Source organism: Bacillus sp. AF23, from assembly GCF_020861455.1.
GTDB lineage: Bacteria > Bacillota > Bacilli > Bacillales > Bacillaceae > Bacillus > Bacillus halotolerans.
In genome coordinates this window covers 63,656-80,494 of record NZ_JAJHVY010000037.1, presented here as the reverse complement: position 1 = coordinate 80,494, position 16,839 = coordinate 63,656, and the positions used below count along the sequence as shown (strand labels likewise).

Sequence of the window (16,839 nt, the reverse complement as noted above, 5' to 3'; positions counted from 1 at the left end):
AATGGAAGGAGACACAAAAAAACTGCCCTTGCCAGGACAGTTTTTTCTACCTACATAAATGAAAGTAAAAACGGCGCAGCGCAAAGCGTCATAATCGCCGCAAGGATCATTGACACGCTGGAAATCGTGCCGGACACTGAGCTAAGCTCAAATGCTTTGGATGTGCCCGCTCCATGTGCGCTTGTGCCGAGCAGCACGCCCCGCGCAATTTCGTTATCAATGCGGAAATAGCGGATGACCATCGGGCCGATGACGGTGCCGAACAATGCAGTCAAAATGACAAATATAGCTGTGACCGCAGGCATTCCGCCGATCATTTCAGATACGTTCATGGCGATCGGCGTTGTCACTGATCTTGGAACGAGGCTGTCAATCAAGCCAGTTCCGAGATGAAGCCATTTCGCAATAAGAGCTGTAGAAATAATCGCGATGCATGAGCCGAGGGCGACGTTTAAAATAATTTCCACTGCGTATTTCTTTAAAACAGGGAAATATTTATAAAGCGGGATCGCAAATGCCACGGTAGCCGGCTGAAGCATATCGGTCAGCACTTCACCGCCGAGATTATATGTCTCGTACGGGACATTAACCAGCAGCAGCAGACCGACTAACACAGCGGGCGTCACCAATAGCGGCGACGTATAGACTCGCGGAAAACGCGAATATACTTTTTTTGCTCCTAAATACACCAAAACCGTTAATAACAAACTTACAATTCCGATGAACACGTATGTTTTTTCTCCTTTCTTTTCGCAATGATTTGTGTAAGCGTTCCTGTGGACACCATCACGACAAACGTGCTGATGATGACAACAAGCAAAATGCTGACACCGAATTTTGACATAATGTCTCCGTATTCAATCACTCCGACGGCAGATGGGATAAAAAATAAAAGCAGCTCCCCAAGAAGCCACGCCGCGCCAAGCTCTATCCATTCAAGCTTGATGATTTTAAAGTGTAATAATGTGAAAAGAATCACAATCCCAATTATACTGCCGGGAATATTTATATGAAGAAGGGCTGTCACCCAATTAATCAGCCGAGCAAATATAAATAACAGAGCGATTTGAATAACGGTTAGCAACAGTTTTTTCATATTGATGCCTCCCTTATATTCATATTGTACATGAGGTTACGCTATAGGTAAAATATATATTAAGCATAATAAGTATTCCTTTTGTCTATAGAAAGGGTGAAACAAATGGACATCCGCCATTTAACATATTTTCTGGAGGTCGCCCGTCTGAAAAGTTTTACGAAGGCGTCTCAATCACTTTATGTTTCTCAGCCGACGATATCGAAAATGATCAAAAATTTAGAAGCGGAGCTTGGGATCGAGCTTTTTTACCGAAACGGCAGACAGGTGGAGCTGACGGACGCCGGCCATAGCATGTATGTGCAGGCACAGGAAATCATTAAATCATTTCAAAACCTGACATCTGAGTTAAATGATATTATGGAGGTCAAGAAGGGGCATGTGCGAATCGGACTGCCGCCGATGATCGGCTCAGGATTTTTCCCGCGAGTGCTCGGCGATTTTCGGGAAAATTATCCGAATGTGACCTTTCAGCTCGTTGAGGACGGCTCTATCAAAGTCCAAGAAGGCGTTGGGGACGGTTCTCTTGACATCGGTGTTGTCGTTCTCCCCGCAAACGAAGACATTTTTCATTCATTTACGATCGTAAAAGAAACATTAATGCTTGTCGTACACCCTTCCCACCGGCTGTCGGGTGAGAAAGAGAGCCGATTACAGGATTTGAAGGAAGAGCCTTTTATTTTCTTCAGGGAGGATTTTGTTCTCCACAATCGAATTATGATGGAATGTATCAAGGCCGGATTCAGACCTCATATCATTTACGAAACCTCACAATGGGATTTTATCAGTGAGATGGTGTCAGCCAACCTGGGGATCGGACTTTTGCCGGAACGCATATGCCGCGGCCTTGATCCGGAAAAGGTCAAAGTCATTCCGCTTGTCGATCCGGTCATCCCTTGGCATCTTGCGATTATATGGAGAAAGGATCGCTATTTGTCCTTTGCGGCAAGAGCTTGGCTTGAACATACGAAATCGTATTTGTGGGATCCGAAAAAAAGAGAGAGTAAAGGATGATGCTAATATGGATGCACAATCAGCAGCAAAACGTCTAACAGCCGTCCGGAAGCATAGCCCTCTGGTGCACAGTATAACAAACAATGTTGTGACAAATTTTACAGCGAACGGCCTGCTCGCCCTCGGTGCATCACCTGTAATGGCTTATGCGAAAGAAGAGGTCGCCGACATGGCAAAAATCGCGGGCGCGCTCGTTTTAAATATCGGAACGCTAAGCAAAGAAACCGTCGAAGCTATGATCATTGCGGGTAAATCAGCGAATGAACATGGCGTACCCGTCATTCTTGATCCTGTCGGTGCTGGAGCGACAACGTTCCGCACTGAATCGGCACGTGAGATGATTCGTGAGGTGCGCCTCTCTGCAATCAGGGGAAATGCCGCGGAAATTGCACATACCGTCGGTGTTTCGGATTGGATGATCAAAGGAGTCGATGCCGGTGAAGGCGGAGGCGACAGCATCCGTCTGGCTCAGCAGGCGGCGCAAAAACTGAACACGGTCATTGCGATTACTGGGGAAGTCGATGTAATTGCCGACGCATCTAACGTATACACTCTTCATAACGGCCACAAGCTGCTGACGAAGGTGACAGGCGCCGGATGTCTTCTGACTTCAGTTGTCGGTGCGTTTTGTGCAGTGGAAAAAAATCCGTTATACGCTGCCATCGCTGCGATTTCCTCATATGGTGTTGCGGCACAGCTTGCCGCGCAGCAGACAGCTGACAAAGGTCCGGGGAGTTTTCAGATTGAATTGCTGAACAAGCTGTCTTCTGTCTCTGAACAAGATGTACTAGAGCTAGCGACAATAGAAAGGGTGACAGTCTCATGACACGTATTTCTCGGGAAATGATGAAAGAGCTATTATCTGTTTACTTCATTATGGGTTCAAACAATACGAAAGGCGATCCTGTGGCAGTCGTGCAAAACGCATTAAAAGGCGGTGCCACTCTGTACCAGTTTCGTGAAAAGGGCGAGGGCGCATTGACAGGAGAGGAGCGGATTGCCTTCGCCGCAAAGGTTCAGGCGGCATGCCGTGAAGCCGGAGTCCCTTTTATTGTCAATGATGATGTGGAGCTGGCACTGAAACTGAAGGCAGACGGTGTGCACATCGGCCAAGAGGATGCGAAAGCAAAAGAGGTACGCGATGCCATTGGCGATATGATTCTTGGCGTGTCTGCCCATACGATGTCTGAGGTGAAGCAAGCCGAGGAAGATGGAGCAGATTATGTCGGTCTCGGGCCGATCTATCCGACGGAAACGAAAAAGGATACAAGAGCTGTGCAGGGTGTGTCTCTGATTGAAGCGGTGAGACGTCAAGGCATCAGCATCCCGATTGTCGGCATCGGCGGCATCACAATAGAAAATGCCGCTCCCGTCATCGAAGCGGGGGCTGATGGTGTCAGTATGATCAGCGCTATCAGTCTGACGGAAGATCCGGAAGAAGCCGCACGTAAATTTTACGATGTTATTCACACATATAAGACCGGCAGATAACCCGATTTGCCTTCAAAAGGCTGTCCTGTAAAGGGCAGCCTTTTTGCTGCTCCGCCAAGGTTTTCAGACCTTCAAATTTTCATTGACAAAGATCGGGAACTGGCTATGATTATGATATACAATGATAATCATTTTCAATTATAGGAGGAACATGATGGCTCGGGGGCTGACACTTATATTACTCAGCTTGTTGATGTTTTTCGGTTCGGCGGTGCATGCGGAAAATGATCCGATTGCTTCCCTGCTTGAATTAAACAAGCAAATGATCAAATCTGTACGAGACGGAGATATAGATTCCGCACAGCAAACATTTGAGACCTTCAAATCGGCGTGGAAAAAGGAAGAACCATCTATTAAGAAGGAAAACCTTTCATCCCACAGCAAAATGGACTCGAATATCGCTATGATTTCTCTTTCTTTCATTAATCAAGACGCGAACAAACTCGAAACACAGCTTGAAGAGCTTTCTTCTCACTTAGAAACCTACCAGCAGGCTGTTGTGCTGAAGAAGGCATCCTCGGGTCAATCAAGGGCGTCCTTAACAGCCTATATTCAAAGCTTAAAAGACACAAAACAATTGATAGAAAAAAAACAGATGGGAGAAGCGTCAGCCGCTATCGACAACTTAATCACATCTTGGCTGGCCGTAGAAGGAGACGTCGTATCCCAATCCAAAGAAGCGTATACCACATCGGAGGAAAATTTGGCACTCATGAAGGCTGAAATCGACAGCCATCCCGAACAGGTCATAAAGCAAATTGACGAAATGATTCAATTGCTTGAGCCGATTGCTTCGAGCAGCTACAGCTGGTGGGACGCGGCCTTGATCCCAATTCGAGAAGGAATGGAGGCGCTGCTTGTCATCGGGGCGCTTTTGACCATGACAAAAAAAGCCCGTGTCACCCGTTCTTCTGCATGGATCTGGGGCGGCGCGTCAGCAGGCATGTTCGTTTCCTTAGCAGCCGGAATCGGCGTCACCCTCCTGTTCTCCTCGAATGTATTCGGAGAAAACAATTTCTTGCTAGGCGGAATCACCGGCTTGCTGTCCGCAGTCATGCTTTTGTATGTCGGGGTGTGGCTGCATAGAAACGCCTCGATGGACAAGTGGAGAGAAAAAATCAATATCCAGAAATCACAGGCGCTGAAAAAACGAAGCCTGCTTTCCTTTGCGCTCATTGCATTTCTGGCAGTCGTGAGGGAAGGGCTTGAAACAGTCATCTTTTTCATCGGCCTTGTTGGAAAGCTCACTCTCACTGAGCTGATCGGCGGGACAGCCGCGGGCCTTGTCGTTCTCGTCATCGTCGGTGTTCTTATGATGAGGCTCGGAATGCGCATTCCATTGAAGCCGTTTTTTCTGCTGTCAATGGCGGTTGTCCTGTATATGTGCGTGAAATTTCTCGGAACAGGCGTCCACAGCCTGCAACTCGCGGGGATCCTTCCGTCTGATGCAGAAAGCTGGCTGCCGTCTGTGTCCGTTCTCGGAATTTATCCGTCCGTGTACAGTACGATTCCGCAATTGCTGATTTTGCTATTTTTACTGATCGCGCTTATCTCAGAAGCGGCAAAACATTATACAAACGGAAAGGAACTGACAAAATGAATATCACAAAGATTGCTGTAACAGCCGTATGCATCCTTGCACTGTGTGCAGGATGCGGAGCCAATGACACTTCGTCAACTAAAGAAAAAGCTTCATCTGATAAAAGCGGAGTAAGCAAAGAGATTGCAGCTTCCGTTGATAAAATGGATAACATGATTTCCGAGCTGAACGAATCAGCTGAAAAAGCTGATCAAAAAGAGATTCAAAAGAAGGGGAAAGAATTAAACAGCTACTGGCTTTCTTTTGAAAATGATATTCGCAGCGACTATCCGTTCGAATACACAGAAATCGAAAAGCATCTTCAGCCAATCTACACAGAAGCGCAAAAATCCAAACCGGATACAGACAAAATCAAGACAGAATCCGAGTCACTGAAAGCGTCCTTAGAAGACCTGACAGAAGCGAAGAAGAGCAGCAAAAAGGCAAGCGATCAGCTGGCAAAAGCGGCAGATGAATATAAAGACTACGTCAAAGAGCAGAGCGATCAGCTTGTGAAGGCGACGGAAGCATTTACAGCTGCCGTGAAGGCAGGCGATATTGAAAAATCAAAGACGTTATATGCGAAAGCGCGCGTCTATTACGAAAGAATTGAACCGATTGCCGAAAGCCTCGGAGATCTTGACCCGAAAATTGATGCCCGTGAAAACGATGTAGAAGAAGGAGACAAATGGACAGGGTTCCACAAGCTTGAGAAAGCCATTTGGAAGGATAAAAATATTTCCGGGGAAAAGGCGACGGCTGACCAGCTTGTCAAGGATGTAAAAGAGCTTGATGGTTCGATTGAATCATTGACATTAACGCCTGAACAAATTGTGGCAGGCGCGATGGAGCTTCTGAACGAAGCAGGTATTTCTAAAATTACGGGTGAAGAGGAGCGCTACTCACGAATCGACTTAGTCGATCTTATGGCAAATGTTGAAGGCTCCGAGGCTGTGTATCAAACTGTGAAAAGCGCTCTCGTAAAAGATCACTCTGATCTGACGGAAAAGCTGGATACCGAATTCAGCGAATTTGAAGTTTTAATGGCAAAATACAAAACGAATGATCAGGCCTATACGTCTTATGATAAATTAAGTGAAGATCAAATCAGAGAGCTGAGCACAAAGCTGACGACTCTTTCTGAAACCATGTCGAAGATTGCGAATGTGCTATAAAAGGAGTTTTGTAACAGCATGAGCGATGAACAGAAAAAGCCAGAACAAATTCACAGACGGGACATTTTAAAATGGGGAGCGATGGCTGGGGCGGCCGTGGCGATTGGCGCCAGCGGCCTCGGCGGTCTCGCTCCGCTTGTTCAGACCGCGGCTAAGCCATCGAAGAAGGACGAAAAAGAGGATGACCAGGTTGTTCCATTTTACGGAAAGCATCAGGCCGGAATCACCACTGCCCATCAGACGTACGTGTATTTTGCCGCGCTTGATGTGACGGCGAAGGAGAAAAGCGATATCATTACGTTATTCAGAAACTGGACCAGCCTGACACAAATGCTGACGTCAGGAAACAAAATGTCGAGCGAGCAGAAAAATCAATATCTGCCGCCGCAGGATACGGGTGAATCGGCTGATTTACCGCCTTCCAACTTAACGGTTACTTTTGGCTTCGGGCCTGACTTTTTCGAAAAAGATGGAAAGGATCGTTTCGGACTGAAAGGCAAGAAACCGAAACACCTTGCTGCTCTTCCGGCGATGCCGAATGACAATCTCGATGCGAAGCAGGGAAGCGGAGACATCTGCATCCAAGTATGCGCAGATGATGAACAAGTGGCGTTTCACGCGCTGCGAAACCTGCTGAATCAAGCGGTGGGCACCTGTGAAGTCCGCTTTATAAACAAAGGCTTTTTAAGCGGAGGCAAAAATGGAGAAACGCCGCGCAATCTATTTGGGTTTAAAGATGGAACAGGGAACCAAAGCACCAAGGATGACACCTTGATGAACTCGATCGTGTGGATTCAATCTGGCGAGCCTGACTGGATGACAGGCGGAACTTATATGGCTTTTCGGAAAATCAAAATGTTCCTTGAAATTTGGGACCGCTCTTCCCTGAAGGATCAAGAGGATACTTTCGGCCGCAGAAAAAGCTCCGGGGCGCCTTTTGGCCAAAAAAAGGAAACAGACCCCGTCAAGCTGAATCAAGTACCGTCAAATTCGCACGTCAGCCTTGCGAAATCTACAGGGAAACAAATTTTGCGAAGAGCCTTTTCTTACACGGAAGGCATTGACTCCAAAACCGGTTATATGGATGCAGGTCTCCTGTTTATCAGCTTTCAAAAAAATCCCGACAATCAGTTCATTCCCATGCTGAAGGCACTTTCGGCAAAGGATGCGTTAAATGAATATACGCAAACGATTGGTTCTGCTTTATATGCAATTCCCGGCGGGTGTAAAAAAGGAGAATATATCGCTCAGCGGTTGCTTGAATCGTAAAAAGAAGCCATGCAGGCTTCTTTTTTAAAAAACAGTTGTAACTTTTATTGTTACAGTTTAAAATCAACCTATACGAAAGGAGACAATCATGACAGTACAGATAAAAGTTTATTCAGATTACGTCTGCCCATTTTGTTTCATTGGAAAAGCCGCTTTTGAAGAGGCGATAAAAGGAAAGGATGTTGATGTCGAGTGGATGCCGTTTGAATTGCGTCCAAGTCCTTCACCGCAGCTTGATCCTGTATACGATCCTTCCAAAAAGTATATGTGGCAAACCTCGATCAGACCGATGGCGGAGAAATTGGGAGTCGATATCAAATTTCCAAACGTCTCGCCTCACCCATATACAGACTTGGCTTTTGAAGGCTTTCACTTTGCCAAAGAATACAACAAAGGACATGAGTACAATACCCGTGTATTTGCAGCATTTTTCCAAGAGGGCCAAAACATCGGAGAGATTGATATCTTGACGAAACTGGCGGAGGAAGTTGGCTTAGACGGAGCATTATTCAAAGCTGCGCTGGAAGCAAGAACATATCAGGACGTGCAGCGGCAAGCTCTGAAGCACGCCTATGAAGAAGCTGACATTACAGCCGTACCAACCTTTGTCGTCGGCGACACCGTGATTCCGGGAGCAGCCGGCAAGGAAGTATTTGAAAACGCGATTTCTCAGGAACAACAGAAAACGTAACCTAAGAAAGCTCTCTAAACAAAAATCTGTTTAGAGAGCCTTTTTTAATCCTGATCCATATGAATTCCCGTATGCGCCTTCACCTGTATTTCCGCAAATGTATCTTCGTTAACCGTTTTATCAGAAGACAGAAGCGTTCCAAGCCACGCACCGAGGAAACCGAGCGGAATCGAAATGATGCCCGGATTAGACAGCGGGATAAGCGGATCGCCTACAAAAATAGCACCTCCGGCCGGGTCCCACACACTCGGGCTCATCGACACGAGGACAAGTGCACTGATCAGCCCAGTCAGGCTGCCCCATAATGCGCCAGAGGCATTGAATCTTTTCCAAAACACAGTAAACACAATCAGCGGAAGGTTTGCACTGGCTGCAACGGCAAATGCCAATGCGACAAGAAAGGCGACATTTAAGGATTGAGCAAAAATTGCAAGAATGATAGACAGCACTGACACGGCGACAGATGCCCATCTGGCCGCTTTCATCTGTTCTTTCTCAGTTGCTTCTCCTTTTCTGATAATCTGGCTGTAGATATCATGGGCAAACGCTGAAGCGGCAGACAGCACCAAGCCTGTTACCACTGCCAAAATCGTAGCAAAGGCGATGGCTGATACAAACGCGAACAGGAAATCTCCCCCGAGTGCTTTTGCCAGAAGCGGCGCCGCCATGTTTCCCGCTGGATCAGCCACTGTAATCGCATCAAAACCGACAAACGCGGCTGCACCAAATCCGAGAAATACTGTCATAATGTAAAACACACCGATGATCCATGTTGCTGAAACGACTGATGCCCGGGCAGTTTTGGCATCCTTAACTGTATAAAAGCGAATTAAGATATGCGGAAGGCCGGCGGTCCCCAGCACAAGTGCCAAATTCAGCGACAGGGTTTCAAGCGGGACTTTGTATTTGTTCCCTGGATTTAAAAAATCAGCGCCAAGCGGGGTAGCGGTTTTCATTTGCTCAAACATTGTATTAAGGTTAAAACCGAATTTAGAAAAAACGATGATGGAGATGACGAGGGTGCCGGCCATCAGCAAAACGGCTTTGATAATCTGAACCCAGCTCGTCGCGATCATTCCGCCGAACACGACATAAATGGTCATGAGCACTCCGACAATCAGAACGGCCGCGGTATAATCGAGCCCAAGCAGCAGTTTAATCAGCGCCCCTGCCCCCACGAGCTGAGCGATCATATAAAAGGTAGAGATGGCGATAGTATTGAGAGCGGCGACACCGCGAATCTTCTTTTCTTTAAAACGCGCCGCAATCATGTCCGCCATCGTATACTTTCCGAGATTCCGAAGCGGCTCCGCCACGATATAGAGGACAACGAGATAAGCGACAAGAAAACCGATGCTGTAAAAAAACCCGTCGAACCCATATAACGCAATCATTCCGGCAATGCCGAGGAACGACGCGGCAGACATGTAGTCGCCGGCAATTGCCAGTCCATTCTGAACACCGGTGAGCCCGCCGCCGGCCGTATAAAACTCACTCGTCGTTTTCGTTTGTTTCGCGGCAAAATACGTAATCACAAGCGTTAGACCGACAATCGCTACAAATAACAGAAACGCTGTCAGGTTCATGTCTGTTCACCCTTCAGCTCTTCTTTTAAAGCGTTTACAAATTGGTCGTAACGAGCTGCCTTTCGGGAATACACCGTACAGAGTGTCCACGTCATAGCGAATTGAGCGATGGCAAACAGCCAAGCCCATGAAACAGCACCAACTGCCAGAGTATTCAAAAAGGTGAAATAAGACGTTAAAACAGGGAGTGAAAAATAAAAGACAAAAAAGAAAATCGCAGTTGGAACAATAAAGGCCCGTTTCTGCTTCAAAAAGGCTTGAAAAGATGGAGACCCAGCAATCTTTTGGTAATCAGCTTGCGATCTGTACATGGCTTTCCTCCTTTTATTCTGCTGAAAAATAAGCATAAAGGTACACCAATAGGTATGTACAGAAAGTCTGATTTATTCTTCAGGATCATAAAGTGGACGAAAAAAGCAGGAAACGTGAAGATAAGACGCGAGGGTATAAAACGGGCGAAGGTTTTCCAGCTGCCGCGTATTAACAAGTTTGCTTTCAAAACCTCACCAAATGCAGCCTATGCAAAGCTGCCCTTTTTCTAAAGTCCGGTTTCATGTTCGCATCACCTCTTTATGACAATGCATGTGCCAAGAGGTGACCGCATCACCAGCTGTCTGTCATATTTTAGGCTGAAACACCGTTTGTCCTCAAAATCGGCGCAGTAAATAAGCTATCGAATAGAGGAAATGGTGAAAACTCAGATCAGATGATAGAAAAGCCAGAGGTAAAAGATCCGCCTGTCCGGATTAGTCTTGACGGACGGTTTTTTTGTGATTGGTTTTTCTCATCGCTGTTTCAGATTCTAAAAACTGCCTCACATCATGAATGCCTAACCCAATGGATCTAGCTTCTTGAATCAACATATGCCAATCTTTGTCCAAATCTTTTTTAACTTGAGTTTTCATAGTAACCTCCAATTGTATAAAATGTTTTCCTGCAACATCCTGGCAATAAAAGACAAGCCGGTGCGATGATGAGGCGAGTACAACAAATTTCACACATAGTTGCTCGGTGTTCACAAACTGAAGGATAAATCACCTACCTATTCCCTAAAAAAATGACTAATATAACCAATGAACCTTATTTATAATAATAAACAATTAAATACTGACTGGATAGTATGTAAATGAAAATAAATCCTATTGCCTATTAAATATGACCCCTTAACAACCGAATAGCATACCTCTGGAAAGAAATAAATACCGCAAAAGATTGATCCGGTGTAAGATAAGGGTAATCATACCGGCTGGAGAAAAATATGAAAAAAAACAAATTTCAAATTAAAAGAGAGCAAACATTTGAAAAATTTATAGAGGCTGGCCTGAATTTATTGATTGACCGAGCGTATGACTCTGTGTCTGTGGAAGAAATCAGCAGAGCTGCCGGATACAGTAAAGGCGCATTTTATGTTCATTTTGACAATATGGAAGACTTCCTGCAGCATATCTTCGAAAATCATCAAATGAAAAAACAGATTATCATCGGCTACCTGGATGAAATCGAACGGACATCTGTGAAGCCGCTGACGCTGCATGAGGCTGCAAAACATGTCGCAGAGCTGCTGTTTTCTTACTACAAAAACAAACCATCATGGGACATCACCTCGTTTGCGATGAATATGCCGACCTTTAAAGCTGTCCAAAAATGCAAGGCTTATGTGGGGCTATACGAATTGTGGGTGGAAGAAAATACGTCATATATTCATTGGCTGAAGGAGAGAAAGCTGGTTGACGACAGTATTGATCCTGAATATACGGCTAAAATAATATGTGCGGTGCTCGACGGAATCATCAAACAATCGCGTGTATTGGGCCATCCGGCCACATTCCGCAGCTTTTTTGACGCGCTTTCCGTTTTTGTTACTTTTAACCGCGAATATGCAACGCTAAGAAATTTGAAAAGTTTTTCAGAAAGCGAGGAACATCAGTGAAGTATAGAGAAATGATTATGTATATCATTATGGGGGTTTTCACGACAATCGTGAATATCGTCAGTTTTTATATATTGGTAGAGATCATGAATGTGGATTATAAAGCTGCAACAGTTGCCGCTTGGATTTTGTCTGTTCTGTTTGCTTACATAACAAATAAAGTATATGTGTTTCAGCAGAAGACAGATGACCTGCAAAGCCTGCTGAAAGAGCTCACTGCCTTTTTCAGCGTTCGGGTGCTGTCTCTCGGCATAGACCTTGGCATGATGATCATCCTTGTCGGACAGTTCCATACAAATGAAACGCTGGCCAAAATACTCGACAATGCGGTGATTGTTGTCGTCAACTATGCCGCAAGCAAATGGCTCGTCTTTAAAAAGACAAAAGAAGAAGGGGTATGACAGGGCCGGCAGCATATGATCTTCCGTTTTCGTTACAGAAAGACCGGGAAACAAAAAATAAAAACCATGAAAGGTGATGCACATGCGGGAAGAATTGAAGGGGATATTTGCAAGTGTATTCGGAGAGAAAGAGGGATTACGGTTTTTTTTCGCGCCGGGAAGAGTGAATCTGATTGGAGAACATACGGATTATAACGGCGGGCACGTGTTTCCGTGCGCGCTGACCATGGGTACATATGCTGCTGTTGCAGAAAGAAAAGACCGGCTGGTCAGATTGTATTCGGACAACTTTCAGGAAGCCGGCATAAAGGAATGCAGTCTTGACGGCATCCGTTATCAAAAAGAAGATGACTGGGCCAATTATCCGAAAGGCGTCATATATGAATTTCAGCAAAGGGGTTATTCGATTCCGCATGGCTTTGACATCGTGTTTTCAGGGAATATTCCAAACGGGGCAGGGCTTTCATCTTCCGCTTCCATTGAGCTGCTGATGGCGGTCGGACTCCAAAGCTATTTTCATCCTCAACTCGATGCGCTGGAGCTTGTCAAAATGGCACAGCATGCGGAAAACACATTTATCGGGGTCAATTGCGGAATCATGGATCAATTCGCAATCGGAATGGGGAAAGAACATCATGCGATGCTCCTGAACTGCGATACACTGGACTATGAATATAGCAAACTCGATGTCTCCGGGCTTGCGCTGGTTATTGCGAACACGAACAAAAAAAGGACATTGGCGGACTCAAGCTATAATGCGAGACGCCAAGAGTGCAGCGACGCATTGCTGGATCTGCAAAAGGAACTCGACATTACATCACTTGGCGACATCAAGCCTTCTGACTTTGACGCCCACTCTGGCCTGATCCAAAATGAAACGAACAGACGCCGCGCAAAGCACGCCGTATATGAAAACCACCGCGCCATCAAAACAGCCGACATGTTTAAAGAAAACAATATTCACGAAATCGGGCGGTTAATGAAGGAATCCCACCTTTCATTGAAGGATGATTACGAGGTGACATGCCCGGAACTTGATGAGCTCGTATTTGCAGCGTGGGAGCAAGAAGGAGTGATCGGCTCAAGAATGACGGGAGCGGGTTTCGGCGGCTGCACGATCAGTATTGTAAAGGATAAATTTGTTGATGACTTTATCCAAAAGGTTGGAGACAAATATCAAGAAAAAACAGGACTGAAAGCGGATTTTTATGTCGCTGATATTGGTGAAGGAGCGAGAGAACTAAAGGGGGAGTGACACATGAGCATTTTTGAACATCTGGAACAGCTGATAGAGTATGGGCTGGAACGAAAACTGATATCGATTTGGGATCAGGAATACACGAGAAACCGACTTTATGAAGCGCTGGACATCAAACATCCCCAGCCGGTCTCAAGCACACTCATTAAGCAGAGCCAGCGTCTTCCTGACTTGCTTTCTCCCATTTACAAGTGGGCGGCAGAAGCCGGCCGTATAGAAGCAAATACAGACACCTATCGAGATTTGCTCAGTGCAAAGCTGATGGGCTGTTTTGTCCCGCCTCCGTCTGAGGTCATCCGCAAGTTTGAAGAGACAAAGGCGTTATACGGACCGAAACAGGCGACAAAAGAGTTTTATCAGTATGCAGAGGATGTTTATTATATTAGGTCTGACAGAATCGCCAAAAACGTTCATTGGACGGTGCCGACCGAATATGGCGAGCTGGAAATGACAATTAACCTGTCAAAGCCTGAAAAGGACCCGAAGGCGATTGCGGCAGCCAAAGAACAGACGCAGACGAATTATCCGCCGTGTGTGCTTTGTAAGGAAAATGTCGGCTTTGAGGGAAGTGTGAACCATCCGGCCCGGCAGAATCACAGAATGATTCCTGTTATTCTCAGAGACGAGCAATGGTATTTGCAGTTTTCGCCATACGTGTATTATCCGGAGCATTGCATCGTTTTAAAGGGTGAGCATGAACCGATGGAAATCAGCAAAAAGACATTTGAAAGACTGCTCTCATTCCTCGGGCAATATCCGCATTATTTTATCGGATCAAACGCAGACCTGCCGATTGTCGGCGGCAGCATCCTAAGCCATGACCATTTCCAAGGCGGGGCGCACGATTTTCCGATGGCGCGTGCAGAAGCGGAAGATGTATATGAATTAAATGATCATCCAGGCGTGTCGCTGGGCTTAGTGAAGTGGCCGATGTCTGTGCTCAGGCTTCAGGGAGACGATCCGCATATTGTCGCTGACGCAGCGGACCATATATTCCGTGCATGGCAGCAATATTCAGATGAAAAAGCCGGCATAGCCGCCTTCACAGGGGATACGCCGCATAATACGGTCACACCGATTGCTAGACGCAGGGGAGGCTCATATGAACTCGACATCGTGCTGAGAAACAATCGGACGGATGAGGAGCATCCATTAGGAATCTTCCATCCTCATCAGGAGGTTCATCATATTAAAAAAGAAAATATCGGCCTGATTGAGGTTATGGGCTTAGCGATATTGCCAGGCCGTTTACAGGAAGAAATGAAAGCAACGGCAGCGTCCCTGTGCTCTGCTGATCCGAAAACAGCATTAGAAGAAAATGAGCTGACGGCTAAACATAAGGATTGGGCTCTTCGTCTGATGGAAAGAAGAACCATAACAAAAGGGAATGCGGAACAGGTTATAAAAGAAGAGCTTGGTCATGTATTCGCACGCATTCTTGAACATGCCGGCGTATTTAAACAGACACCCGAAGGAAAACAGGCCTTCAACAGGTTTATCCATTGTTTAGGCGTCAAACAAGTAAAAAGCCTCAACCGTTAAGGGAGAGGCTTTTTGCTATTGAAAAAAGAGCCCAAAAAGTGACGCTTTGGGCTCTGTCGCTCTTATCCTCTTTTTCTTGCTAAGAGGCTTACTAGAAATACAACAATGGCTGAACCGATAATCGCCGGGATAATGGCAAATCCGGCAAGGTGCGGTCCCCATGTTCCAAGCAGCCCGTGACCGATCCAGGCACCGATAAGACCTGCGATCATCGACCCGATAATTCCTCCGGGCATATCTCCTTTTACAAACAGGCTGCCAACCCATCCGATAATAATAGCGACGATAAGTGAAATTATGAAACTCATCATGCAACACATCCTATTTTAAATTTATTTGCTTATATCATTCCTCCTTTTTGTATAAGATAAACAATTGAATGTGCTAATAAAAAAGCGTGATCAGTTCAGAGCATATCGCCGCTCTATTCAGCCTTTTCTTTCAATATTGGTTGCGTTAAAATGGTAATCGTGTGAAAAGATGCAAGGCAAGGAAAAATTAATTCCCTTGTAGAAAGTTTAACAAAATGAAATTTTTGATTGACCTTGGTTTTTTATTGTGGTAAACCTTTATTTGTCAGTAGAATTAGTTCTTCATCATCTTTCTTTACTTATATGCGGAAATAACTAGAAACTTTTCATCTTAAGCGATAGATATGAATAAAGTTGGAGCAATTTTTGTCGATTTTATGACATTTAAGCGAAAATGGGCTGAAGTTTATAAAAAAATAAAGCTAATAAGTGAAGTTTTTGATAGCATAACAAAGTAGAGAAAAGATTTTGAGGAAGTATGCACTTCAGATTTATTACATCAATAGGAAGGATGGTGATCTTCTTGTTCAGAGCAATAAAACCGTTACTTGTATTAGCGCTGTTAACTGTGGTTTTCGTCCTTGGGGGATGCAGCAATGCCTCAGTACTAGATCCGAAAGGGCCTGTGGCTGATCAGCAAAGTGATTTAATCCTGTTATCTATCGGATTTATGCTGTTTATCGTCGGGGTCGTCTTTGTTCTATTTACCATTATTTTAGTAAAATACCGCGACCGTAAAGGCAAAGATAATGGATCTTATAACCCAGAAATTCACGGTAACACGTTCTTAGAAGTAGTCTGGACAGTGATCCCAATTTTAATCGTCATCGCACTTTCTGTGCCAACCGTACAGACGATATATTCGTTAGAAAAAGCTCCTGAAGCAACAAAGGATAAAGAGCCTCTTGTTGTTTACGCTACTTCGGTAGACTGGAAATGGGTATTCAGCTACCCTGAACAGGATATTGAAACGGTCAACTACTTAAACATTCCTGTCGACCGCCCAATCTTGTTTAAAATCTCATCTGCAGATTCAATGGCATCGCTATGGATTCCTCAGCTTGGAGGACAAAAATACGCGATGGCAGGAATGCTGATGGATCAATACTTACAGGCTGATGAAGTGGGAACTTATGAAGGCCGCAACGCGAACTTCACAGGTGAACATTTTGCCGACCAAGAGTTTGATGTGAATGCTGTAACAGAAAAAGACTTTAACAGCTGGGTGAAAAAGACTCAAAATGAGGCTCCTAAGCTGACAAAAGAGAAGTATGATCAATTGATGCTTCCTGAAAATGTGGACGAATTATCGTTCTCTTCTACTCACTTAAAATACGTTGATCACGGACAAGACGCAGAATACGCGATGGAGGCCCGCAAACGCCTTGGCTATCAAGCCGTTTCACCGCACTCTAAAACAGATCCGTTTGAAAACGTAAAGGAAAATGAATTTAAGAAGTCTGATGATACAGAAGAATGATATTGATCAGGAAAGG

At 45.3% G+C, this 16,839-nt stretch carries 18 protein-coding genes; 12 read left to right on the top strand and 6 right to left on the bottom strand.

Translation table 11 applies throughout. The annotated features are described in order from the left end of the window. Positions 1 to 50: 50 nt before the first annotated feature. Both LNN34_RS19735 and LNN34_RS19730 read right to left on the bottom strand, forming a co-directional pair. Positions 51 to 728: a CidB/LrgB family autolysis modulator gene (locus tag LNN34_RS19735; protein ID WP_044159947.1), complete on the bottom strand. Its 678-nt coding sequence runs from the start codon at positions 726 to 728 to the stop codon at positions 51 to 53. Continuing rightward, positions 710 to 1,096 carry a CidA/LrgA family holin-like protein gene (locus LNN34_RS19730; protein WP_003222205.1) on the bottom strand — a complete coding sequence of 129 codons (387 nt, stop codon included), beginning with the start codon at positions 1,094 to 1,096 and terminating at the stop codon, positions 710 to 712. The genes LNN34_RS19735 and LNN34_RS19730 overlap by 19 nt, the downstream gene beginning before the upstream one ends. A 105-nt stretch (positions 1,097 to 1,201) precedes the next feature. Here LNN34_RS19730 and cidR point away from each other — a divergent pair, with 105 nt between their 5' ends. The 7 genes from cidR (at position 1,202) to LNN34_RS19695 (ending at position 8,315) form a co-directional block, all read left to right on the top strand. Next, positions 1,202 to 2,110, top strand: a complete 909-nt coding sequence (cidR, locus tag LNN34_RS19725; protein WP_059335204.1) for a cidABC operon transcriptional activator CidR — start codon at positions 1,202 to 1,204, stop codon at positions 2,108 to 2,110. Between the two features lie 7 nt (positions 2,111 to 2,117). Then, entirely contained in the window at positions 2,118 to 2,936 is an 819-nt protein-coding gene (thiM, locus tag LNN34_RS19720) for a hydroxyethylthiazole kinase (RefSeq protein WP_193659894.1), read from the top strand. Next, a complete protein-coding gene (gene thiE, locus LNN34_RS19715) occupies positions 2,933 to 3,601 on the top strand; it encodes a thiamine phosphate synthase (RefSeq protein WP_059292265.1) in 669 nt (222 codons plus the stop codon). The genes thiM and thiE overlap by 4 nt, the downstream gene beginning before the upstream one ends. Positions 3,602 to 3,755: 154 nt before the next feature. Then, positions 3,756 to 5,201 carry an FTR1 family protein gene (locus LNN34_RS19710; RefSeq protein ID WP_229044295.1) on the top strand — a complete coding sequence of 482 codons (1,446 nt, stop codon included), beginning with the start codon at positions 3,756 to 3,758 and terminating at the stop codon, positions 5,199 to 5,201. Beyond that, the gene (gene efeO / locus LNN34_RS19705; RefSeq protein WP_229044294.1) at positions 5,198 to 6,355 is read left to right on the top strand and encodes an iron uptake system protein EfeO; all 1,158 of its coding nucleotides are present in this window, start codon (positions 5,198 to 5,200) and stop codon (positions 6,353 to 6,355) included. Before LNN34_RS19710 ends, efeO begins: the two co-directional genes overlap by 4 nt. Before the next feature lie 18 nt (positions 6,356 to 6,373). After that, complete coding sequence (efeB, locus tag LNN34_RS19700) at positions 6,374 to 7,624, top strand: iron uptake transporter deferrochelatase/peroxidase subunit (protein ID WP_229044292.1); 1,251 nt, start codon at positions 6,374 to 6,376, stop codon at positions 7,622 to 7,624. A gap of 88 nt (positions 7,625 to 7,712) precedes the next feature. Next, a complete protein-coding gene (locus LNN34_RS19695; RefSeq protein WP_229044291.1) occupies positions 7,713 to 8,315 on the top strand; it encodes a DsbA family oxidoreductase in 603 nt (200 codons plus the stop codon). 44 nt (positions 8,316 to 8,359) lie between these two features. Here the strand turns inward: LNN34_RS19695 and LNN34_RS19690 are convergent, their stop codons facing one another. From LNN34_RS19690 to slrA, 3 genes are all read right to left on the bottom strand, one after another. After that, positions 8,360 to 9,901, bottom strand: a complete 1,542-nt coding sequence (locus LNN34_RS19690; protein ID WP_229044290.1) for a cation acetate symporter — start codon at positions 9,899 to 9,901, stop codon at positions 8,360 to 8,362. Further along, a complete protein-coding gene (locus tag LNN34_RS19685; RefSeq protein WP_229044287.1) occupies positions 9,898 to 10,212 on the bottom strand; it encodes a DUF485 domain-containing protein in 315 nt (104 codons plus the stop codon). Before LNN34_RS19685 ends, LNN34_RS19690 begins: the two co-directional genes overlap by 4 nt. A gap of 435 nt (positions 10,213 to 10,647) precedes the next feature. Further along, positions 10,648 to 10,806 carry a transcriptional regulator SlrA gene (slrA, locus tag LNN34_RS19680; protein ID WP_044159932.1) on the bottom strand — a complete coding sequence of 53 codons (159 nt, stop codon included), beginning with the start codon at positions 10,804 to 10,806 and terminating at the stop codon, positions 10,648 to 10,650. Between the two features lie 353 nt (positions 10,807 to 11,159). Between slrA and LNN34_RS19675 the strand changes: the two genes are divergently transcribed. The 4 genes from LNN34_RS19675 to galT all read left to right on the top strand — a co-directional run bounded on the left by LNN34_RS19675 (position 11,160) and on the right by galT (position 15,032). After that, positions 11,160 to 11,831 carry a TetR/AcrR family transcriptional regulator gene (locus LNN34_RS19675; RefSeq protein ID WP_229044284.1) on the top strand — a complete coding sequence of 224 codons (672 nt, stop codon included), beginning with the start codon at positions 11,160 to 11,162 and terminating at the stop codon, positions 11,829 to 11,831. 17 nt (positions 11,832 to 11,848) lie between these two features. Next, on the top strand, positions 11,849 to 12,232 hold the full coding sequence (locus tag LNN34_RS19670) for a GtrA family protein (protein WP_229044484.1): 384 nt from the start codon (positions 11,849 to 11,851) through the stop codon (positions 12,230 to 12,232). Between the two features lie 82 nt (positions 12,233 to 12,314). Next, positions 12,315 to 13,487 (top strand): galactokinase, encoded by a 1,173-nt coding sequence (locus tag LNN34_RS19665; protein ID WP_229044282.1) that lies wholly within the window; start codon positions 12,315 to 12,317, stop codon positions 13,485 to 13,487. 3 nt (positions 13,488 to 13,490) lie between these two features. Further along, positions 13,491 to 15,032, top strand: coding sequence for a UDP-glucose--hexose-1-phosphate uridylyltransferase (gene galT, locus LNN34_RS19660; RefSeq protein ID WP_059353322.1), 1,542 nt, complete (start codon positions 13,491 to 13,493; stop codon positions 15,030 to 15,032). A 62-nt stretch (positions 15,033 to 15,094) separates the two neighbouring features. On the opposite strand, the gene LNN34_RS19655 is transcribed toward galT, so the two are convergent. Further along, positions 15,095 to 15,340, bottom strand: a complete 246-nt coding sequence (locus LNN34_RS19655) for a GlsB/YeaQ/YmgE family stress response membrane protein (protein ID WP_010332356.1) — start codon at positions 15,338 to 15,340, stop codon at positions 15,095 to 15,097. 517 nt (positions 15,341 to 15,857) lie between these two features. On the opposite strand from LNN34_RS19655, the gene qoxA reads away from it, so the two are divergent. Further along, positions 15,858 to 16,823, top strand: coding sequence for a cytochrome aa3 quinol oxidase subunit II (gene qoxA, locus LNN34_RS19650; protein WP_099043912.1), 966 nt, complete (start codon positions 15,858 to 15,860; stop codon positions 16,821 to 16,823). Positions 16,824 to 16,839: the final 16 nt, after the last annotated feature.